Here is a 21463-nt window from a genome sequence, read left to right as displayed (position 1 = left end):
CGCTTCCCTGGAGGGCGCCATGCCGGTCGATCCGGTGCTGCGGTCCCTGGTGATCGACCGGTCCAGCCCGGTGCCCCTGTACTTCCAGCTCGCGCAGCACCTGGAGCACGCCATCGACACCGGTGAGGTGCCGCCGGACACCATGCTGGCCAACGAGATCCAGCTCGCCGCCGAGCTCGGTCTGTCCCGGCCGACGGTCCGCCGGGCCATGCAGTACCTGGTCGACAAGGGCCTACTGGTGCGGCGCCGGGGTGTCGGCACCCGGGTGGTGCGACCAGGGGTGCGCCGTCCGCTGGAACTCACCAGCCTGCACGACGACCTGGCCGCCGGCGGCCGCTCGCCCACCACCCGGGTGCTGTCGAACAGCATCGAACCGGCACCACCCGACGTCGCCCACCGGCTCGCCCTGCCGCCGCACGCGTCCACCATCTGCCTGGTTCGCCTGCGCTCGGCCGACGGGCGCCCGATCGCCCGGCTGACCAACTGGCTACCGACCGAGCTCGGTGGGCTGACCACCCGGGCCCTCGAGGAGCACGGGCTCTACTCGCTGATCCGGGCCGCCGGGGTGATGCTGCACGCGGCGCACCAGACCATCGGCGCGCGCACAGCCACCTCCGAGGAGGCCCGTCTGCTCGGTGAGACCCGGGGCGCGGCGTTGCTCACCATGAGCCGCCAGACCTTCGACGACCGGGGACGAGTGGTGGAGTTCGGCAGCCATGTGTACGTGGCGTCGAGATACAGCTTTGAATTGAGCTTGCGGCGCCCCTAGGTAAAGCACCTGGTCGCGAGGGGGCCGAAAGCCCTTCGTAATTGTCAAGTCACCCCGAGTGTCGGTATTCACCCAGAACGGGCGTACGCTGCGTTGTGTGATCAATGCGGATTGTCGCTACGACTGCTGATCAATCCGGCAATCCAGGCAACAACTGTCGGCGTGTCTTCGGCTGGGGAGCTGAAGGCCAGAATGAGGGAGCCGAGTTGTTCACCCAGCACCACACCGCCCACTGGGGCCGCTGGCGAGAGGTCGGCGACCGGGTCTTCGTGCGCCGCAACAAAACTCTCGACGTCAATGCCGGTCTGGTGCTCGGCGACGACCGCTGCCTGGTGATCGATACCCGCGGCAGCGAGCGCGAGGGCCTTGAGCTGTACCGGGCGGTCCGTTCGATCACCGGGCTGCCCCACGTGGTGGCCCTGACCCACTCGCACTTCGACCACTGTTTCGGCACCGCGGTGTTCGCCGAGAACCAGCCCGACTGCGAGATCTGGGCGCACGAGCGCGCTCACGCCGACCTGGCCACGAACGGCCTGCAGCAGCGGGTCGAGATCGCGAGCTGGCTGCGGGAGTCCGGCGAGGAGGTGCTCGCCGGCGAGCTGGACGCGGTGCGGGTGACCCCGCCGAACCGCACGATGGCGGCCGACGCGACGATCGACCTCGGGGGCCGGCAGGTGGTGCTGCACCACCCGGGCCGCGGCCACACCGACAACGACATGGTCGTCGAGGTGCCCGACGCCGACGTCACCTTCGTCGGCGACCTGCTCGAGCAGGGGGCGCCGCCCTCGTTCGACCACGCCTATCCCCTGGACTGGGCGCCCACCCTGACCCGTCTGCTGGAACGCGTGGGCAGCGTGATCGTGCCCGGCCACGGCGACGTGGTGGATCCCCGCTTCCTGATGCGGCAGTGCGCCCAGATCGCCGAGGTCGCCGACCTGGCCCGCCGACTCCCCTCACACCTCGACGACACCGACCTGGAGTGGCACGCCAGCCGGCTGGCCGTCGGTGATCAGGCGGGCCTGATCGCCCTGCGCCGGGCCCAGGAGCACCTGGCCGAACTCGCCCAGCTCTGATCGGCCCTAGAATCGGGCCTCCGGCGGTTTGTGCGTGGAGGGAACGATTCTGTGATCCAGGTGGGCGACGTCCTCGCGGCGATCGAGGATGCCGAGGTCGTGCGGAAGAACGCTGAGCAGTTCAGCCGTGCGAGCGTCGACACCCGTGACATCACCGGCGGCGAGCTGTTCGTCGCGATCCCGGGGCCTTCCCGTGACGGCCACGACTTCGTGGCCGCGGCCGTGCGTTCCGGGGCCACGGGGGCGCTGATCAGCCGCGATCCCGCCGAGGTTCCGGAGCTGGCCGATCTCGACATCACCGTGATCCGGGTGCCCGACACCCTGATCGCGCTGCAGGAGGCCGCGGCTCACGCCCGCACACGCAGCACCGCCTCGGTGGTCGCGGTCACCGGTTCGGCCGGTAAGACCACCGCCAAGACGTTGATCGCTCAGGTGCTGCAGTCCAAGTTCGAGATCCTGGCGAACAAGGCCAGCTTCAACAATCACCTGGGCGTGCCGCTCACGCTGACGGCCATCGAGCCCACGCAGACCCAGGTGATCTCGGAGATCGGCACGAACCACCCCGGCGAGATCGGCCACCTGGCCGGGCTGGTCGCACCCGACGTCTCGGTGGTCACCAACGTCGGCTTCGCCCACCTCGGAAACTTCGCCGACCAGCAGGAACTGGCCAACGAGAAGACCGACATCTTCAATCACACCCGCCCGGGCGGGGTGTGGATCATCAACGGTGACGACCAGCTGCTCACCTCCACCACGCTCGCCCTTCCCGGTGCCGCACAGGCCACGGTGGTGCGGGTGGGGTTCGACGAGGGCAACGACCTGCGCGCGGTCGACGTCACGGTGGACGAGCACGGCACCCGCGGCGTGATCGAGGTGGACGGCCAGTCGCTGCGGTTCAGCACCGGCGCGGCCGGGCGGCACTTCGGTTACGCGGCCATGCTGGCGGTGGCCGTGGGCCGGGTCTACGACATCGCGCCGAGCGAGAGCATCGAGGCGCTGCGGGGTGTGCAGCCGCCGGCCGGGCGGGCGTCGCTGCGTCGTATCGACGACGAGCTGCTGATGATCGACGACAGTTACAACGGCAGCCCGGACGCGATGATCTCGTCGCTCGACCTGCTGGGCAGCCTGCCCGGCGGGGTGAAGGTGGCCGTGCTGGGGCAGATGGGCGAGCTGGGCGAGTTCTCGCACGAGCTGCACTCCCGGGTCGGGCGCAAGGCGGCCACGAGCGTCACACATCTTGTCACCGTGGGCGAGGCCGCCGCGCCGCTGCGGGAGAGCGCCGCCGAAGACGGGGTACCCGCTGCCGACATTTACCCGGTCGCGTCCGCGCGCGAGGCGTTCGCGCAGGTCAAAGACATTCTTGACGCCTCGTCAGAGCCGGCGGTGGTACTGGCCAAGGGATCACGCGCCATGCACATGGAGCGGGTCTACCTGGGTCTGGCCGGGCACACAGTCACCTGCGCCCTGACCTCGTGCCCGCTCTACATCAACTGCGCCGACTGCCCGAAACTCACGACGGGCTGATCACCGGGAGGCTTTCCGGGCTTCCCGTCGGCGGTTGGCTTCTTCATCGAAACTCCTTGCGGCCTCCCGGCATTCGTTCTCGTCCGGTGGGGTCCGCGCATACAGGGCCCGGGTCAGTATGTCGAAAGCCTTCTCCAGCTCGTCCTTCTCCGTCGTATCCAGATAGGCCCGGCCACCGATCACCCGGTCTTTCAGCGTCGCGAGGGACTCGTTCTCCGCCCGGGCTCCGCCCTGCTGTTCCAGTACTGATTCCAGGCTTGCGAAAGCTTTTCGCAGAGCTGGGTCGATCCGGTGCGGCTCGGCCACCCGCGGTTCCCGGGACCGCCGCCGGAACAGGCCCACGAGCGACCGGCGAAACAACCAGAGCACCAGACCGACCGCGATCAGGATCACCGGGCCGACGATTCCGGTCACGAAAGCCACGGTGTGATCGGCCAGATCGGACATCAACCGGTTGAACCGCGAGTTCAGCGACTGCATGAAGGTCTGCCCGACACCGCCCGAGGGGGTCGGGTCGGAGGTGACCCAGCCGGCGCCCGGGAACCACACCTCGACCCAGGCGTGGGCCGCGGCCCCCCGGATGACCTGGCGGCCGTCACCGGTCCGGTCGCTGCCGTCGGCGAGGTAGCCGACCACCATGCGCGCCGGGATGCCCGCCGCCCGCAGCAGTACGATCTCGGCGCTGGCGAAGTGCTCGCAGTAGCCCTGCCCCGAGTCGAACAACGCGAAATCGACGGCGTCACGGCCTTGTGGGGGCACTGCGGCGTCGAGCGTGTAGGTCATCATCTGGTCGAGCCGCTGCTCGACCGCCTGCACGGCGGCCAGGCGGGTGGACGCGTTCGCGGTCAGTTGAGCCGACAGATCAAGAACGCGCGTGGGCAGGTTCTCGGGGACCTGTAGCCACCGTTGGTCAATGGTGGACGAGGTGCTCACCACCCGATCGTCCGCACCGGTCCCGATCGACTCCGGTTGGGCGGTGACAGGATAGACCTGGCTGCGCACCAGATACTCGTCGCCGTTACTCGCGGGCAGCATCACCCGGTCACCGTTCGAGATGAAGATGCGATCGGCGTACCGGGCGGGCAGATTCGCTGTGAGCACCCGTCCCGGGGAGATCAGCTGGGCCGTCCCCCGCCCCCGGATCACCACCTCGTCACTGCGGACCGCGCCGAGCTGGGTGGTCAGGCTCGGCGGATCGGCCGCACTCTCGAGGCTGTCGGCGCCGCCGGCAGCACCACTACCAGAAACCACATCCGATCCTGAGGTCGGTTCTGGGGTGAGGTGCGCGCCGGAGCGGGAGTCGGAGCGGGAGTCGGAGCGGGAGTCGGAGCGGGAGTCGGAGCGGGAGTCGGAGCGGGAGTCGGAGCGGGATTTCAGGCTGCTGTTACCGATGCCCAGTTCACCGGGGTCGGCGGGGTTGGTCAGGTCATCCGGGACGGCTGGGTCGGGGTTGAGCAGAGAGCCGGTGGTGGTCGGGACCGGAGTCGGATCCGACCCGGAGCCAGAGTTGGAGTTGGATTCTGAGCCGGAGGAGCTGGAGCCGTCCGACGAGTCGGTGGCAGTGCCGTTCTCGTCGGTGGCAGTGCCGTTCTCGTCGCCAGCGGTGCCGTTCGCGTCGTCACTGGTGCCGCCCGGGTCGTCAGCCGTGCCGTCAGGGTCATCAGCCGTGCCGTCGGTGCCGGCGGTCGCGCTATTCGCAGTGCCGTCCGTTGAGCCGTCCACATCGCCGGTAGAGCCTCTTCCACCGCCGGTAGAGCTGTCCCCACCATCTGCCGGGCTGCCCCCGCTGTCCGTTGTGACGTCCAGGTCATCGACACTGGCGGCCGAGTCGTCGCCGGCGGTCCGGAGCACCACCCCGTCCCCACCCGACTCCAGCGTGGTGGTCAGACTCGAGCTGCCGGTGGTCTGCCATCCGGTGCCGGTGTAGAAGTCCAGCGTGGCGGTGCGCCAGTGGGTGGGTGCGTCGGCGGGGACCTCGGCCACCGGGGTCTCGCTGAGAGGGCCCCGGGAGTTCAGGCTCATGCGGCCACCGAGGAACTTCGTGTCCCAGGCCCGGGCACTGCTGCCACCCGGCGAGCCGCCTGAGGCACCCGCGGCGGCACTCATCGCGACCTCGGCCAGACCAGAAGCCGCGGCGGCCCCCAGCAGGGCGCAGCTCACCGCGATCGCCAGCAGCACCGGCACGACCCGCCAGTGCAGGGCCGGGGCCAGGCCCGATTCCGGCCGGCCCGCCGTCACCTTCATCGCGATGACGGCGGAGGCCGGCCGGGCCTGCACGGTCGTGAGCTTGGTCAGGGCGAACAGGGCCGCGGGCCAGCCCACGATGATCGGGATCAGCAGCCGCTGGCCGGACGGTGCCGCGACACAGGCCAGACCGAGCACGGCCGCCCCCAGCACCAGACCGGACTGCACCCCGCGCCGGTCGCCCAGCTCCAGCGTGACCGCCACCAGTGACCCGGCGGCCAGCGCCGCGAGCAGGCCCAGGGGCACACCCTCCGGAACAGCCAGCACGGCGGCCGCGGAGGCCAGCTGATCGTCGACGTCACCCGTGATCAGGGCCCGCGACCCGGTCAGGGCCGTGGCCAGCACCACCAGGCCCAGCGCTGCCCCGGCCACCGCGGTACGGCTCCACGAAGCACCCGTGACCTGCGGAAACCTCAGAGGGACAAGCACACCCACGGCCACAACGAGCACCATCACCAGCAGGCAGACAGCGGCGGGCAGCAACCCGGCCAGCCCCAGCGCCAGCGCCGCCGAGACCAGAGTCAGCAGCGTGGCCGGGCTCTTCACGTGGGACCCGGCGTCGTCGCGGGACCCGGCATCGTCCCGGGACCCGGCATCGTCCCGGAGCCCGGCATCGTCCCGGAGCCCGGCATCGTCCCGGAGCCCGGCATCGTCGCGGGACCCGGCATCGTCCCGGAGCCCGGCATCGTCCCGGGACCCGGCATCGTCCCGGAGCCCGGCATCGTCGCGGGACCTGGCATCGGCGCGTGACCGGCCAGCAGGTGAAGACCGAACGGCCGGGTGGTGGCCACGACCACGACGACCCCGGCGGACTCCCGGGCGTGCACGTCGGCGTGGAACTCCTCACCGTCCACGACCGGGGTACCGGGGTCCGGCTCGGCGCCCAGACCGGCGAACCAGTCCAGGATCTGCTGCTCGTCGGTACCGGTCCACTCGGCGACGCCCGGCGCCAGCAGGGTCACCTCGGCGTGGGTCCCGACCGCGGCGCAGGCCGACCAGGCGGCCAGGGAGACCAGGTCCTCCCAGTCGTCGTCCTGCGCCGAGCCGGTGACGACCAGCACCAGGCGCGACTCCACCTCGGGCTCCGGCACCACCACGATCAGCTGTTCCGGGCGCGGCTGGCGCGCGGTGGCGCGCCAGTTCACGTGCCGGCGGTCGTCGCCGTGCCGCCATTCCCGCAACCCGTGCGGCTCGGTGCCGGGCTGCGAGAGCCGGGCGCCCTGCGCGTCCTCCATCGAAAAGCGACCGGTCCCGATCTCGAGGGCCGGCACCCGGGCCGGGTGCACCACGAACTCGGCCTCCCGGCGGATGCGCCGGGCGTGCCCGGCCATCCCGAAGGGGGCAGTGGTCCACAACCGGATCTCGTGAATCTCGGTGTGACTGCGATGAACAGGTGTCCGGCTGAGTGTGAATTCCACCTGACCACCGGGCGGCAGCGGCGGCACCGCCAGCGTGACCGGGGCCAGCCCGGCGCAGGTGTGCACCACACCGAGACCAGGAGTGCTGTTCCGGCCGTCATTGCGCACCGAGAGCACCTGCTCGACCGGCTCACCCACCACCATCCGCTCCGGCGAGCGGAACGCCACCGATACCGACGTCAGGTCAGGCCGGAAGAACTGGGACACCAGTGCCGGCACGGCCAGGGCGCAGGCCACGAGCAGCAGCCAGGGGTTCAGGGCCCGGATCGCGATCGCCGCCAGTACCGCCGCCAGCATGATCGCCAGCCAGCCGCCCGGCGTGATCGGCCGGATCAGATGTACGTCTTTCCGCAGGCCGGCCCGTAGACCGGCCCCTAGACCGACCCGTCGGCCAACCCGCAGACCCTGCCGGTCCAGTCGCATCTCAGGCCGGCACCGGAACCGGGTGGGCCTTGACCAGCTCGCCGATCAGCGTCTCGGCGGGGGTCGCCACGGCGGGCACGATGCGGTGGGCCAGAACCGGCACGGCGAGTTCGGCGACATCTTCGGGCGTCACGTACTCCCGGCCGTGCAGCACGGCCCGGGCCTGGGCGCAGCGGGCCAGGGCGATCGCGGCCCGAGACCCTGCTCCGGCACGAATCCGCTGGTCGGCGCGGGTGGATCGGGTGAGCTTGACCGCATATTCCAGTACCGGTTCGGCCAGGAAGACCGCGTGCACGGTGTCACGCAGCCGGTTCAGCCCGGCCGGGTCGATCACGGCCTCGAGGGTGTCCACGGTGGGCCCGGTGAGTTGCTCCCGCACCACCGTGAACTCGTCGACGGCGGTCAGCGGCCTCAGATGCAGGCGCACGGCGAACCGGTCGAGCTGGCCCTCCGGCAGCGGGTAGGTGCCGTGCTGCTCCAGCGGGTTCTGGGTGGCGACCAGGAAGAACGTCGGCGGGACGGGATGCCGCACGCCGTCCACCGTGACCATTCGCTCGGCCATCACCTCGAGCAGCGCGGACTGGGTGCGCGGGGGCATCCGGTTCAGCTCGTCCACCAGCAGCACGTCGGCGAACACCGGGCCGGGGATGAAACTGAACTCCCGGCGGCTGGGGTCCCAGACCGACGATCCGGTGATGTCCGAGGGCATCAGGTCGGCCGTGGCCTGGATCCGCTGGAACACGCCACCCACCGTGCGGGCCACCGACTGTGCAAGGGTGGTCTTGCCGGTGCCCGGCGCGTCCTCGATCAGGACGTGCCCGCCGGCAAGGACGGCGATCGCCAGCAGCTCGACGGCGGCGTGTTGCCCGCGCACCACCTGCTCGATATTGGCCACCAGGCGGGCGGCGGGCACGACGTCCATGCCTTCTTGCGTCGGCAGCCGATGGCTGTGCTTGAACTTGACCTGGGTCAACCAGGTCAAATTGTCTGTGAAGGACTCATTGCTGAGTCGGCTAATCTGCGCCCCGACCGGCCCTCGTGAACCACCCCGTGAAGAGGAGAGACGATGACCCGCGATTCGGCGTCCGGCACAGGACCCGAAACCGACTCGGAGAAGGCGGCCCCGGACCCTACCGGGACGACCCCGAAGAGTTCATCTGAGGACGCCGTGGGCACCGGGGAGGCGACGTCCACCAAGGACGCGTCCCCCGCTGAGGAGACGAAGGTCGCCGTCGACACGACGGACGACGAGCCCGGTGACACCCAGGACACCACGGACGAGGGTGCGGTCGAAACGGCCAAGGACGGCAAGGACGAGGTGACGGGCACGGAGACGAAGCCGGCGACCTCGGCCAAGGCCGAGCCCGCCGACCTGACGCTCCGCCCGCTGCCCACCACGGCGGCCGACAAGGCGTCCACCGACAGCACGGAGACCACTGAGGCCACCAAGGTCACCGAGGTCGGGACGGCCAAGGCCGACGAGACCCCGGCAAAGGTCGAGGAGCCGGAGGACAAGACCGCTCCGATCGAGACCAGCCTGGCCGCCACGACCGTCGGCGCCGCCGGCGGTGCCGTGGGTGCCGGAGCTGCTTCGACGCCTGCTTCCACGACGGCTTCGACCACCGGCTCCACCCCGGAGGCCGAGCCCGCCGAGGTGATCACGTCCGGCACCCCCGCCGGACCGGTCGAGCCGGTTCAGCCTGCGGCCCCCTGGGGCGCGAAGGCCGAGAAGGTCCCGGCGGACAAGAACGCCACGCTCTTCCCGCTGCTCGGCACGCTGGTGGCGCTCGCCGCACTGGCCGCCCTGCTGATCGGGTCGATGGCGCTGCCGCTGGCCAAGGCCAAGCCGCACGACGTTCCGGTCGGTGTGGCCGGGGCCAAGGAGATCAGCTCCCAGCTCACCACTCTGATGACGCAGATCGGTGGCAAGGGCACCTTCCAGGTGCACACCTACACCAGTCAGTCCGACCTGCGGAATGCCATCGAGGACCGTGAGGTCTACGGCGGTCTGTACGTGGACGACACCCAGGCCCAGATGATGGTCTCGACGGCGGCCGGCATCCAGGCTTCCGACGCCCTGCAGACCGTGGCGAACACGCTGATGACCCAGGCCCAGGCCCAGGTCACGGTGACCGACGTCAAGGCCCAGCCGACCAAGGATCCGCGCGCCGACGGCCTGTCCGGCGCCGAGCTCCCGCTGGTCATCGTCGCTGCTCTGCCCGCGATCGGCCTGATCATGCTCTACCGTCGCCGTCCGCTGGCCCAGGTCGGTGGCGCGGTGCTCGCCTCGGCCGCTCTCGGCCTGACCGTCGCCGCCGTGCTCACCTACGTGTCCGGTTCGACCTGGCACGGCAACTACCCGCTCCTGGCCGCCGGTCTGGCAGCCGGGTTCTTCGCCACGACGATCATCCTGCTCGGTCTGAACGCTCTGGCCGGCCGGATCGCGCTGGGGCTGGGCGTTGCGGTGCTGGTGCTGTTCGGCGCTCCGCTGTCCGGTCTGAGCACCGTGCCGGAGTGGCTGCCGTCGCCGTGGGACACGGTCGGCCAGCTGCTGCCGCCCGGTGCCACGGCCACGGTGCTGCGGTCGATGGCGTTCTTCGACGGCCAGGGCAGCAAGTCCGCCCTGCTCGTCTTCATCATCTACACCGTGGTGGGCCTGGCCCTGCTGGTGCTCGGCAGCCTGCTGCGTAACAGCAACGACCGCCTGGCCGAGCTGAAGGCCGAGGAAGAGGCGCTCAACCTCGAGGTCGCCGAGTCGGAGAAGACCCCGGCCACCGTCTGATCCTCGAAAGTCCACCGATGAAGGACGAGGTGGTCACCGCAAGGTGACCACCTCGTCCTTCATTCATTGCTGGGCCAGCCGCCAGTCGCGGTAGTCGAAACCGGGCGTGACCACGCAGCCCACGAGCACCGGTTCGTCGCCGGCCGGGCGCGCGGTCTGCCAGATACCGGCCGGGACCAGCAGCTGCGGGCTCTGCCCGGGATCGGTACCCAGGATCGACTCGATCGCCGGGCCCGGACCGGCCGGGTCACCACCGCCCAGGCCGAGGGCCAGCGGACCGCCACGCTGATGGATCCAGAGTTCGTCGGACCGCACCACGTGCCAGGCCGAGGTCTCACCCGGCAACAGCAGGAAGACGATGGACGTGGCCAGCGGCCGGGGCCCCTCGTAGCCGGCCGCGGGCAGCTGCCCGGGCTCGAGCTCATGCGTGGATCGGTAGGTCTCGGCGAACCAGCCACCCTCGGGGTGCTGCTGGAGCCCGAGGCCGTTGGCCCAGTCGGGAAGCGTCGGCATGGCCAGCACCGTAGAGCCTGCGGCGCCGTGGGACCATTGCCCCTGTGACCCAGCTCAGCACCCCGCGCCCCGGCCCGTCCCTGCATCAGCCCGGCCTGCTCAACTCGCCGCCGAACGTGCTCGGTGACGTGCCGTTGGGCCCGCTGGACGGTCGCTACCGGACCACCGTGGCGCCGCTGGCCCAGCACCTGTCCGAGGCCGCGCTGAACCAGCGCCGGGTGCACGTCGAGGTCGAGTGGCTGATCCACCTGACCGAGAACCAGGCCGTTCCGGGCCTGCGCAAGCTCACGCCCGAAGAGATCACCTACCTGCGGGCGATCGCCTCCGACTTCAACGCCGAGAGCGTCGCCGAGCTGGCCGAGACGGAGCGGGTCACGCTGCACGACGTCAAGGCCGTCGAGTACTACGTGAAGAAGCGCATGGAGGGGCACTCGCTCGCCGATCTCGGCGAGATCGTCCACCTGTTCTGCACCAGTGAAGACATCAACAACCTCAGCTACGCGCTGATGGTGCGCGACGCCGTGGCCCTGGTCTGGCTGCCCGCCGCCTGGGCCCTGCACGAAGACATCACCGACCTGGCCCACGAGCTGCGCGACCTGCCGATGCTCGCGCGCACCCACGGTCAGCCGGCCACGCCGACCACGCTCGGCAAGGAGCTGGCCGTGCTCGCCCACCGCCTGGGCCGGCAGCTGCGCCGCATCGACAAGACCGAGTTCCTGGGCAAGATCAACGGCGCCACGGGCACCTTCTCGGCGCACATCGCCGGAGCCCCCGACACCGACTGGATCGAGATCTCCCGCACCTTCGTGGAGCACCTCGGCCTGACCTGGAACCCGCTGACCACGCAGATCGAGTCGCACGACTGGCAGGCCGAGCTGTACTCCGACGTGGCCCGGTTCAACCGGGTGCTGCACAACCTGTGCACCGACGTCTGGACCTACATCTCGATGGGCTACTTCATCCAGGTGCGCGGTCAGGGCTCGGTCGGCTCGTCGACCATGCCGCACAAGGTCAACCCGATCCGCTTCGAGAACGCCGAGGCCAACCTCGAGGTCAGCAACGGCCTCTTCGGGGTGCTCGAGCAGACCCTGGTCACCTCCCGTCTGCAGCGCGACCTGACCGACTCCTCGATGCAGCGCAACATCGGCATCGCGTTCGGCCACTCGCTGCTGGCCATCGACAACGCCCGCAAGGGTCTGGCCGGTCTCGACGCCGACCCGGCGGCCCTGGCCCGCGACCTCGACGCCACCTGGGAGGTGCTCGGCGAGGCGGTGCAGTCGGTGATGCGGGTACACGGGCTGGAGCAGCCCTACGAGCGCCTGAAGGAACTCACCCGCGGCCGCAAGGTCGACGCCGAGGTGATGCGCGAGTTCGTGTCCGGTCTCGGTCTGCCCGAAGACGTGGCCCAGCGCCTCATCGAGCTCACGCCAGGCACCTACGTCGGCGTGGCGTCGAAACTGGTCGACCAGCTGCACTGAACCACTGGGTTCAGAACGGTGGACCCGGCCTGAAAAAGCGCCGGGCCCACCGTTCTGAGTCGGCTACCAGCGCAGGCGGGTAGCGGACAGGTCGTCGTCCACGTCCAGCGTGACCCCCTGAATCATCCGGGCCCGGTCGGATGCCAGGAAGTCGGCCTTCGCCCCGGCGGTGCGCAGTTCGCCGACCAGGGAATCCCCGCGTCCACCGATCTCCCCGTGGGCTCCGGGCCCGGTTGCGGACGATCGCCTCGCCGATGCCGCTGGTGGCGCCGGGGACCAGGGCGGTACGGCCGTTCAGCTCGTCTGTCACGCCCTGGTTCTCGCGGCCGGGGCCCGGCCAGCACCCTGTCGTTCCTGGTCACAGCCTGACCAGGTAGGACTTCAGGAGCTGACGTACCGTGCTGGGATGGCGCAGGACCGCACGGCACTCGGAGCTTTTCTGCGTTCCCGGCGCGACCGGATCACCCCGGCGCAGGCCGGTATGACACCGTTCCCCGGAGCCCGCCGGGTACCCGGACTGCGCAAGGAGGAACTGGCCGTGCTGGCCGGTCTCAGCCCGGACTACTACAGCCGCCTCGAGCAGGGCCGGCAGGCCAACATCTCGGTGGAGGTGCTCGACGGACTGGCCCGGGCCCTGCGCCTGGACGACGTGGAACGTGCCCACCTGCATGACCTGGCCGCCCCGGCGGCCCGCTCACGCCATCGCCATCGCCATCGCCCCGAGCCGGAACAGGTCGCCGATCCGGGTCTGCTGCGGGTACTGTCCGCCCTCGATCACCTGCCCGCCCTGCTCCTGGGTAACCGGTCACAGGTGCTGGCCCGCAACACCTTGCTCAGCGAGGTGCTGGGCCACGCGATGGAGCCCGGCACGCTCTTCAATGGATGGCTCCTCACCGATCCGGGTGCCCGCGATCGCATCATCAACTGGCCCGATTTCGCCCGGGCCGCCGTGGCCACGATGCGGCGTGAAGCCGGGCGGCGGCCGCACGACAGGCGACTGCACACCGACATCCAGCGCCTGCGCCGGGACCCCGACATCGCCCGCTGGTGGGACGACCACGGGGTACGTGACTATGCCTCGATGACCAAGCGCATCCGTCACCCGGTGGCCGGCGACCTGACCTTCGGCGTGGAGATGCTGACCGGCCCCCTCGACCCGGACCAGCGGCTGATCGTCTACACCGTCGAGCCGGACTCGGCGACGGCCCGGGTGCTGCCGATGCTGGCCTCCTGGGCTGCCACCGCACCGGCACCGCCGAACTCTTGAGGCCAGCACTGTTTTCTCAGAGATCCGCCGCTGCCCGCAGAACGTCTGGCCTCGCCCAGCGGGGCCAGGACCGGAACGCAACCGGGCCCCATCGAATCGCTTGCTCAAGCAAAGATGGGCTCGGGGAACGCACGTACGACCCATGAACCGCCCTGCTGGAATACCCGGGCCCAGATTTCCTTTGCCTCTAGGCATACCCTAGGGGGGTAGGGTTTCTTGGAAGGGAGCGGACATGGCTGGGTACACCGGCTCGAAAGAGGACTACCTCAAGCGATTGCGTCGCGTTGAGGGGCAGGTGCGAGGGCTGCAGCGCATGGTGGACGAAGACACCTACTGCATCGACGTACTGACGCAGGTCGCCGCCGTCACCAAGGCGCTCCAGGCCGTGAGCCTGGGACTGCTCGAGGACCACATGTCGCACTGCGTGGTCGAGGCCGCGCGGCAGGGCGACGAGGAGGCCCGGGTCAAGATCACCGAGGCCGCCGACGCCATTGCCCGGCTCGTCCGTAGCTAGCAAAACCTCAGGAGAGGAAATCATGAGCACCACGACGAACATCGATGTCACCGGCATGACCTGCGGACACTGCGTCTCGGCGGTCACCTCCGAGCTGGCGGCCCTGCCCGGCGTCAGCTCGGTCGAGGTCGACCTGCACCCCGAGGGCACCACCCCCGTCACCATCGTCAGCGAGTCACCCCTCGACCCCGCGGCCGTCGCGGCCGCCGTCGACGAGGCCGGGTACGAGCTCGCCGCCCCGGCCTGACGATGGACACCGAGGTAACTCCGCGCCGTCAGGTCGATCTGGCCATCGGCGGCATGACCTGCACCAGCTGCGCGACCCGCGTGGAGAAGAAACTCAATCGCCTCGACGGCGTCGACGCGACCGTCAACCTCGCCACCGAGCGCGCCCATGTGCTCGTGGCCGGCGGGGTGAGCGACGCCGACCTGATCACCACGGTCGAGGCGACCGGCTACACGGCAACGTTCCCGTCACCCGACGCGTCCTCTGGTGACGACGAGAAAACCGACCAGGAAAGAGCTCTCAAGCCGCGGCTGATCCTGGCCGGGATTCTCACAGTGCCGGTGGCCGCGATCTCGATGATCCCCGCCCTGCAATTCGAGGGCTGGGGCTGGGTGGCGCTGGTGCTCGCGCTGCCGGTGGTGACGTGGGCGGCCTGGCCGTTCCACCGGGCCACGGGCATCAACGCGCGGCACGGTGCGGCCACGATGGACACGCTGGTGTCGATGGGGGTCGCGGCCGCCACGGCCTGGTCGGTGGGCGTACTGCTGACCGGCACCGGTGAGCCTTACCTGGAAATAGCCACCGTAGTCACTACTTTTCTGCTGACCGGGCGACTGCTGGAGGCTCGTGCCCGCCGTAGCTCGGGGGCGGCGCTGCGTTCACTGCTCGACCTGGGCGCCCGTGACGTGAACCTGCTCAAGAACGGCCGGGAAATCCGCGTCAAGGCCGAAGAACTCTCCGTGGGTGACCTTTTCGTGGTCCGGCCGGGTGAGCGCATCGGCACCGACGGCGTGGTGACCGAGGGCGACAGCGATGTGGACGAATCCATGCTCACCGGCGAACCCCTCCCGATTCACGTGAAACCAGACTCAACCGTCACCGGCGCTTGCGTGAACGGCACCGGGCGCATCGTGGTGCGGGCGACTCGGGTGGGCGCCGACACGACGCTGTCCCGGATCACGCGCATCGTGCAGGAGGCGCAGTCGGGCAAGGCCCGGGCGCAGCGTCTGGCCGACCGGGTGTCCAGCGTGTTCGTGCCGGCCGTGATCGTGTTGTCGCTGCTGTCCCTGGTGCTGTGGGTGCTGATCACCGGCGACTGGCAGAGCGCCGGGATCGCGGCGGTGTCGGTGCTGATCATCGCCTGCCCGTGTGCGCTGGGCCTGGCCATCCCGACGGCGCTGCTGGTCGGGACCGGTCGGGGCGCTCAGATGGGCATTCTTATCCGCGGGCCGCAGACACTGGAAGACGCCCAGCACGTCGACGTGATCGTGCTGGACAAGACCGGCACGCTGACGCAGGGCCGGATGAGCCTGGCCGATGTCACAGTGGCCGATGGGTTCCAGCACGACGAGGTCCTGCGCCTGGCCGCGGCCGTGGAGCACGCGGGCGAGCACCCGCTGGGCCGGGCCGTGGTGGCCGCGGTTCCCGGCGAGCTACCGGCGGTCACCGAGTTCGGGAGCACCCAGGGCCTCGGGGTCGAGGGCACGGTGGATGGTCGGCGCGTGCGCGTCGGGCGGCCTTCGTGGTTGCTCACCAGTAAAATTGAGGACGAGTCGGCACCCGGCCGCCCGGCCGCCGGGACGGTTCCGGAACAGTCGGGCAGCATCACCGACGACCGGCGTCAAGCCATCGCGGCACTCCCGGACGATCTGACCGGTGCCGTCACGGCCGCCGAGGGACGCACCGCGGTCGTCGTCTGGATCGACGGAACTCCCGCCGCCGTGCTCACCATCGCCGACACCATCAAACCCGGTGCCCGCGAAGCGATCACCCAACTCCGGGCGCTGGGACTGACACCGATGCTCGCCACCGGGGACAACGCGTCCACTGCTCGTGCGGTTGCCTCGTCGGTCGGGATCGCCCCCGACGACGTGTTCGCCGAGCTGATGCCGGAGGAGAAGGTCGCCGTGGTCGAGCGACTGCAGGCGAGCGGCCACCGGGTGGCGATGGTGGGTGACGGTGTGAACGACGCTGCCGCCCTGGCCACCGCGCGACTCGGGCTCGCGCTGGGTACGGGCACCGACGCCGCGATGGAGGCCGGGGACATCACCCTGGTGCGCGGCGAGATGGAGACCGTGCCGCAGGCCATCCGGCTCTCCCGTGCCACGTCTCGCATCGTCCGCCAGAACCTGCTCTGGGCCTTCGGTTACAACGTCGCCGCGCTGCCGCTGGCCGCGTTCGGTCTGCTCAACCCGATGATCGCGGGCCTGGCCATGGCCCTGAGCAGCGTGGCCGTGGTGACGAACTCACTGCGGCTACGGCGGTTCCGGGCCTGATCAGTGCACCAGCTCGCTGATCTGGCGCAGGGCCAGCAGCGGGTTGGTGCCCCGGACCGGTAGCCGGGCGGCGCTCATCGCGCCGACGGCGGTGGGGTCGGGCATGGCCGTGCCCTTGCAGGTCGCACCGGCCGCCGGCAGCTTGCCGTTGAGAATGAAGTCGTCGACCTTCTTGTCCACACAGCTGTTTCCACCGGCGTACAGGCCATGGTCGCCCTCACCCGTGACGGTCAGCAGCCGGGCCCCTTCGAAGTTCGCGGCGGCCGCCCGGGCCCCCTCGATCGGGGTGGCCGGGTCGTTCACGGACTGCACCATCAGCACCGGCGGCACACCGTGGCCGGTCGGTGTGGGCAGGTCCACCCCGGCGGGCCGGTTCCAGAAGGCGCAGGGCTGGTCGATCGTCGACCAGCCGATCAGGGGGTAGTTCTTGCCGGCCTCGGCCGAAGACTTGACCAGCGACCCGCGACTCGCGTTCCACGGGGTGTCCTGGCAGGTCACGGCCAGGAACACGGAGCTGTTGGCGTCGCCGGAGAAGGTGTTGCTCATACCGTCACGCTGGATCAGGGCCACGCTCTTGCGCACCTTCGCGGCGTACTGGTCTGCGGTGCGGAACTTTCCGCTGCCCTGCGCCCGCAGGTACCCGTTGAGGTCAGCTAGGGACGCGGCGGCGTCGGGGAAGAGCACCTTGGCGTACATGGTGCCCGCAATGACGTCGTCGAGTGTCACCGCGTCCTGCACCGGAGCGTCGGGAGTCATGCGAGCGCGCAGCTTTTCGTAGCTCGCGATCACGGCCTGCGGGGTGGAGCCGAGCCCGTAGACGCTGTGGTACTTCGCCACCCAGGGTGCGAAGTCCTGCTCGAAACGGCGCTGGAAGCCGAGCGGCTGCCGGCTGAACGCGTTCTCCCAGGTGCTGGTGAACTCGACGTTGGAGTCGAACACCAGGTGCCCGGCGTGCTCGGGGAACCGGGTCGCGTAGTGCGCGCCCATCCAGGTGCCGGCCGAGAAGCCCAGCCAGTTCACCCGGTCGTGCCCGGCGATCCGGCGCAGCAGGTCGACGTCCTGAATGGTCTGCGGAGTGGTGACGTACTGGCTCAGCTCACGACCGGCCACGTCACAGGCCCGCGCGGTCAGTTCGGCCGCGTCGAGCTGGAGGTTCACACTGGCATCCGAGCGCAGGCGCGGATCGGCCGTCAGGTTCTGCGCACCACCGCAGGTGATGTTGCTCGACCCGCCGCCGCCCCGCACGTCCATGCCGTAAATGTCCTGGCCGGCCATCAGTTTCTTGCGGCGGGCGCTCACCATCAGCAGGGGCAGATCGGCGCCGTCCGCGCCCGGTCCGCCCGGATTGGTGAAGAGCATGCCCGGTTTCGTGGCCGTGGTGCTCTTCAGCCGGCTGACCTTGAGCCGGATGTCCACGCCGCCCTCCGGCACGTTCCAGTCACGGGGCGCGAGCAGGGTGGCGCACTCCAGCCGGTAGTAGTCGTCCGGCAGACCGGGCATCTCGTCGCGGTCCAGGCAGGCGCGCCAGCGCAGTTTCTGCGCGTCGTAGCGGTCGACAGCCGCGGCCGCGGCTTTCTTCCTGGACGATGGGCCGGCCGTGGCCGCTGCCTCACCGGTAGCGCTGAGCAGTACTCCGCCCGCGACCGCGCTGATCAGAACACCGGTTCCGGCACGCCGGAAGGCCCGTGGCAGCATCGTCAGAAGTCCCCAAAGTCGGCTTACCGGAACATGTCCCGAAGGGCCTCCGGTGCTGCGGTGACTGCCCGCGGCAGACCGACTCTGTCATGGGAAAAGCTGTAGTGTCACATCAGGTGATCAGTCGATACTCTGTGCGACGGCCGCTCGCTAACGGAAGATTCGCTTCAGCCGGGCCGACGCGTCTTCCATCGCCGAGCGCATCATCGCCGGGGCGGGCGTGGAGCTCATGATGGCCAGCTCATCGGCCGGGCTGCTCGTGCCGTCCAGGAACCGGATCACCCGATCGCTCGGGTTGCGCTCGAAAAGGCTGGTGAAGAGACCGGGTCCGTCGACGTAACCACGGTCGAGGGCGCGCAGCATCACGGCGTCCATCCAGCGGTGCCGCAGCGGGTAGGGCCGGGGCGGGACAGGGAGACGGTCGTCCAGCAGCAACTCGGCGATCTGCTGCGCCTGGCGCTGCATGGCCGAGAACGTATAACCGGTGGACGCCCGGGTCGCCCCACCGGCGGTACCGAGCCGGAAGAGCCGGTCACCGGTGCGGCGGGCGAACGACGCGTCGGTCATCGGGATCACGCCGTCTTCCTGCGCCTCGATCCGATACGTCACGCCGGGCCAGATGCGGTCGAGGTACGAACGCAGAGCCTCGTCGTAGCGCGCGGGATCCAGAACGGCGGGGCTGAACTCGGTGTACTCGATCAGGGCGATGTCGGCCGCCACCGGCAGGCAGTAGGCGAAGGCCACCCCGCGATCGGGCTGCGGGACGCTGAAATCCATCAGCGTGGCCACATTTTCGTCCAGCTTGGCCGAGCCGTCGGGGAACCGGACGGTCCAGCCGCGGAAGTGCTGCAACAGCTGCGTGGAGCCGGGGGCCGAGGGCGGCGAGGGCCGGGAGTCGAACACCCAGCTGGCCCGGATCCGCTCGTCCCCGGCCCGCACCACCGCGTGCGGCATGCCGTCGTACACATCATCGGCCGCCGCGGTGATCCGGACACCGCCCATGCGCTCCAGCGCGGCGTCGGCCGCGGCGTAGAGATCGGCCGAGCGAAGCATCTGATAGCGCAGCGGCGCGAGGTCGTAGGTTTTCGTGGCGCCCTGGCCGTTCACCAGGCGCATGGTCGGCCAGGTGTGCGTGAGCAGGGGCGCGAGCCAGGCGGGCTGGTCGTGCTCGGAGGCCCACCAGCACCAGGTACGGTCCTGACCCGTCCGCCGCACCGGATCGATGACGGCGATCGACGGCGCCCGGCGCCCAGAGGTGCGGGCGGCGTGCTCGAGGGCCAGCACCAGACTCAGCCCGGCACCCCCGCCACCGACGATCGCCACGTCGACGAGGAGCCCGGCCCCGCGATCGGAGCGGCGCGCCATCGGGATCATCGCCGGACCCGAGCCCGGTCGGCTCCCGAATTCCTGGCCGATCGGGGGACCGGCAGGTTTGCCGGTAGATACGGGCTGGCCGCTGACTCGCACAGGATTTCCGATCCGTGGGGGTGGTGAGCTGACGAATTCTCCGGTCGGCAACGAGCGCTGACCGGCGCACCAACCGGTCCCCCGACATTGGTGATGCGCCGGTCAGCGGCCAGACGCCCTTCGTGGGCGTCGGCCGTGCCCGCTGAGCTGGCGCGACGTCGGCGATGCCGATCCCATGGGCCCCCCGGCCCACACCGCTGGCGTCGTCCCCTCGACAGCGGTTTTACTCTACACATAGTCATCGTTCAGATTCACCGGGTGACCAGTTATCGGGCTGTAGATCATCGAACCTGACGAGAATGAATTCATCCTCTCGGCCAGTGGCACGCGTCCTTTTCCACTGTCCCCCCACCTGGCCACGCTCACGACGGCAGATTCGTGAAGGCCTGGACACTGCCACCGGACGCTGCGATCACGGTGCGCACGGTTTTCGCGATCTCGACGGCCCCCGGCGTGTCACCGTGCACGCAGATCGACTCGGCGCTGACCGGTACGACGCTGCCGTCGTCCGCGATCACGCCCTCACCGGCCATCAGCCGCTGCACCTGCTCGGCGATCCGGGCCTGGTCGGTGAGCACCGCACCGGGCCGGGACCGGGAGAGCAGGCCGCCGTCCGCGGTGTACTGCCGGTCGGCGAATGCCTCGGGCACCGCCCGCAGTCCAACCGCCGCAGCTTCTTTCAGCAGCAACGAACCCGGCTGCCCGAGCACCGCAAGGGTCGGGTCATAGGTGCGCACAGCGTCCACAATCGCCTTCGCCTGACCCGCGTTGCCGACCGCCGCGTGATAGAGCGCGCCGTGCGGCTTGAGGTAGGTGACGCGACTGCCCGCCGCCCGGGCGAAGCCGTCGAGGGCGCCGAGCTGGTAAAGCACGTCGTCGCGCAGCTCGTCCGGGGCGACGTCGATGAAGCGGCGGCCGAAACCGGCCAGGTCGCGGTAGGCCACCTGAGCCCCGATCGCGACCCCGGCGCCGGCTGCGAGCTCGCAGCTGCGCCGCAGCGTGGACGGATCACCGGCGTGGAACCCACAGGCGATGTTCGCGCTGCTGATCACCTCGATCAGAGCCGCGTCGTCGCCGAGCGTCCAGCGCCCGAAAGACTCACCGAGATCGGCGTTGAGGTCGATTACCGGCACGGCCATGATTCTTCCCCAGCAATCTGAACGTAGGATGACGAACAACTGTGGTGACCTGTGATCTCCCCCAGTCCTAGCGGGCCGGGAGAGGCCCTATTAATGTCGCTTTTCTGCCAGCAACACTCCCGGACGGGCCTCTAACCTCAAGGAATGTCCATCAGCTGGTCGGTACTCCCCAGCCCGGTCGGTGACCTTCTCCTGATCGCTGAGTCCGGGGCCCTGACCGGACTGTTCTTCAGCCCGCACAAGGCGTCGCACCGGCACTGGGACGAAGTGCGGTTCAGCGGCACCGAGAACGACGACGAGATCGTGATCGCCGCGGCGCGTTCGCAGCTGAACGAATACTTCGCCGGTTCCCTGACCGCGTTCGACCTGCCGTTGCGCCCCACCGGCACGGTGTTCCAGCTCGGTGTGTGGGAACGGCTGCGGCACATCGGATACGGCCGCACCGCCTCGTACGGCGCGGTGGCGGCACAGCTCGGGCTGGTGCCGGGTGCCTCCCGCGCGGTGGGCCTGGCCAACGGCGCGAACCCGATCTCGATCATCGTGCCGTGCCACCGGGTCATCGGTGCGAACGGCTCGCTCACCGGGTACGGCGGCGGGCTCGAACGCAAGCGCTACCTGCTCGATCTGGAGCAGGGCAGCGCTCTCTTCTGAGGAG

The 21463-nt window shown here is 69.9% G+C and carries 17 protein-coding genes; 10 read left to right on the top strand and 7 right to left on the bottom strand.

Features of this window, described 5'->3' with window-relative positions; all coding sequences use genetic code 11:
• The first annotated feature begins 19 nt into the window (after positions 1 to 19).
• The 3 genes from LR393_RS11020 to LR393_RS11010 all read left to right on the top strand — a co-directional run bounded on the left by LR393_RS11020 (position 20) and on the right by LR393_RS11010 (position 3366).
• Entirely contained in the window at positions 20 to 769 is a 750-nt protein-coding gene (locus LR393_RS11020; protein ID WP_269327003.1) for a GntR family transcriptional regulator, read from the top strand.
• Positions 770 to 975: 206 nt separating this feature from the next.
• A complete protein-coding gene (locus tag LR393_RS11015) occupies positions 976 to 1842 on the top strand; it encodes an MBL fold metallo-hydrolase (RefSeq protein ID WP_231483739.1) in 867 nt (288 codons plus the stop codon).
• Between the two features lie 51 nt (positions 1843 to 1893).
• Positions 1894 to 3366 carry a UDP-N-acetylmuramoyl-tripeptide--D-alanyl-D-alanine ligase gene (locus LR393_RS11010; protein WP_231483738.1) on the top strand — a complete coding sequence of 491 codons (1473 nt, stop codon included), beginning with the start codon at positions 1894 to 1896 and terminating at the stop codon, positions 3364 to 3366.
• On the opposite strand, the gene LR393_RS11005 is transcribed toward LR393_RS11010, so the two are convergent.
• From LR393_RS11005 to LR393_RS10995, 3 genes are read right to left on the bottom strand one after another with little or no spacing between them, the layout of a single operon-like run.
• Entirely contained in the window at positions 3367 to 6156 is a 2790-nt protein-coding gene (locus LR393_RS11005; protein WP_231483737.1) for a transglutaminase-like domain-containing protein, read from the bottom strand.
• Positions 6153 to 7451 carry a DUF58 domain-containing protein gene (locus LR393_RS11000; protein ID WP_231483736.1) on the bottom strand — a complete coding sequence of 433 codons (1299 nt, stop codon included), beginning with the start codon at positions 7449 to 7451 and terminating at the stop codon, positions 6153 to 6155. The genes LR393_RS11005 and LR393_RS11000 overlap by 4 nt, the downstream gene beginning before the upstream one ends.
• A 1-nt stretch (position 7452) precedes the next feature.
• Positions 7453 to 8424: an AAA family ATPase gene (locus LR393_RS10995; RefSeq protein ID WP_231483735.1), complete on the bottom strand. Its 972-nt coding sequence runs from the start codon at positions 8422 to 8424 to the stop codon at positions 7453 to 7455.
• A gap of 93 nt (positions 8425 to 8517) precedes the next feature.
• On the opposite strand from LR393_RS10995, the gene LR393_RS10990 reads away from it, so the two are divergent.
• The gene (locus LR393_RS10990) at positions 8518 to 10233 is read left to right on the top strand and encodes an ABC transporter permease (RefSeq protein WP_231483734.1); all 1716 of its coding nucleotides are present in this window, start codon (positions 8518 to 8520) and stop codon (positions 10231 to 10233) included.
• A gap of 63 nt (positions 10234 to 10296) precedes the next feature.
• Here the strand turns inward: LR393_RS10990 and LR393_RS10985 are convergent, their stop codons facing one another.
• On the bottom strand, positions 10297 to 10746 hold the full coding sequence (locus tag LR393_RS10985; protein ID WP_231483733.1) for a cupin domain-containing protein: 450 nt from the start codon (positions 10744 to 10746) through the stop codon (positions 10297 to 10299).
• Positions 10747 to 10841: 95 nt separating this feature from the next.
• Between LR393_RS10985 and purB the strand changes: the two genes are divergently transcribed.
• The 5 genes from purB (at position 10842) to LR393_RS10960 (ending at position 16507) form a co-directional block, all read left to right on the top strand.
• Entirely contained in the window at positions 10842 to 12224 is a 1383-nt protein-coding gene (purB, locus tag LR393_RS10980; RefSeq protein ID WP_345718703.1) for an adenylosuccinate lyase, read from the top strand.
• A gap of 406 nt (positions 12225 to 12630) precedes the next feature.
• On the top strand, positions 12631 to 13491 hold the full coding sequence (locus tag LR393_RS10975) for a helix-turn-helix transcriptional regulator (protein WP_231483731.1): 861 nt from the start codon (positions 12631 to 12633) through the stop codon (positions 13489 to 13491).
• 232 nt (positions 13492 to 13723) lie between these two features.
• Entirely contained in the window at positions 13724 to 14005 is a 282-nt protein-coding gene (locus tag LR393_RS10970; RefSeq protein WP_231483730.1) for a metal-sensitive transcriptional regulator, read from the top strand.
• A 22-nt stretch (positions 14006 to 14027) separates the two neighbouring features.
• Entirely contained in the window at positions 14028 to 14252 is a 225-nt protein-coding gene (locus tag LR393_RS10965; RefSeq protein WP_231483729.1) for a cation transporter, read from the top strand.
• Positions 14253 to 14254: 2 nt separating this feature from the next.
• Positions 14255 to 16507, top strand: a complete 2253-nt coding sequence (locus tag LR393_RS10960; protein WP_231483728.1) for a heavy metal translocating P-type ATPase — start codon at positions 14255 to 14257, stop codon at positions 16505 to 16507.
• Here the strand turns inward: LR393_RS10960 and LR393_RS10955 are convergent, their stop codons facing one another.
• The 3 genes from LR393_RS10955 to LR393_RS10945 all read right to left on the bottom strand — a co-directional run bounded on the left by LR393_RS10955 (position 16508) and on the right by LR393_RS10945 (position 20808).
• Positions 16508 to 18202: an alpha/beta hydrolase gene (locus LR393_RS10955; RefSeq protein ID WP_231483727.1), complete on the bottom strand. Its 1695-nt coding sequence runs from the start codon at positions 18200 to 18202 to the stop codon at positions 16508 to 16510.
• A 150-nt stretch (positions 18203 to 18352) separates the two neighbouring features.
• Positions 18353 to 19567 (bottom strand): lycopene cyclase family protein, encoded by a 1215-nt coding sequence (locus LR393_RS10950; RefSeq protein ID WP_231483726.1) that lies wholly within the window; start codon positions 19565 to 19567, stop codon positions 18353 to 18355.
• A 464-nt stretch (positions 19568 to 20031) separates the two neighbouring features.
• A complete protein-coding gene (locus LR393_RS10945) occupies positions 20032 to 20808 on the bottom strand; it encodes a LamB/YcsF family protein (RefSeq protein ID WP_231483725.1) in 777 nt (258 codons plus the stop codon).
• A gap of 144 nt (positions 20809 to 20952) precedes the next feature.
• Between LR393_RS10945 and LR393_RS35170 the strand changes: the two genes are divergently transcribed.
• Entirely contained in the window at positions 20953 to 21459 is a 507-nt protein-coding gene (locus LR393_RS35170) for a methylated-DNA--[protein]-cysteine S-methyltransferase (RefSeq protein WP_269327002.1), read from the top strand.
• Positions 21460 to 21463: the final 4 nt, after the last annotated feature.

Origin of the sequence: Kineosporia mesophila (assembly GCF_021129235.1) — a bacterium.
Lineage (GTDB): Bacteria > Actinomycetota > Actinomycetes > Actinomycetales > Kineosporiaceae > Kineosporia > Kineosporia mesophila.
This window is presented reverse-complemented; position numbering and strand designations above follow the sequence as displayed.